This window comes from Paraburkholderia sp. SIMBA_053 (assembly GCF_046534895.1).
GTDB lineage: Bacteria > Pseudomonadota > Gammaproteobacteria > Burkholderiales > Burkholderiaceae > Paraburkholderia > Paraburkholderia caledonica.
On sequence record NZ_JAWRXU010000530.1, the window covers coordinates 1 to 279 of the forward strand.

Here is a 279-nt window from a genome sequence, read left to right on the forward strand (position 1 = left end):
GCCGCAGAAATGCATCTTGCCGGAGAGAATCGTGCGATAGCCTTCCGCGCGCAGATAATGCGCGAATGTCAGCGTTTGCGACGGAAATTCTGCTGCGTTGTCGTAAGCGCCAATTGCCGACGGCAGCTTGCCGGAGAGAAACGAGAAACGCGACGGCGCGCATAGCGGGCTCGCGCAGTACGCGGAATCGAAAACCACGCCCTGCTTTGCCAGACGATCGAGGTTGGGTGTTCGGGTGAGCGGGTGGCCGTACGCGGCAAGCGCGAACGGAGTCATCTG

Annotated in this window: 1 protein-coding gene; it reads right to left on the bottom strand. The window is 60.9% G+C overall.

Annotated elements, in window-relative coordinates:
- Window positions 1-279 (bottom strand): sulfatase-like hydrolase/transferase (locus SB753_RS36720; protein WP_410805041.1); only part of this gene is annotated, 279 nt, incomplete at both ends.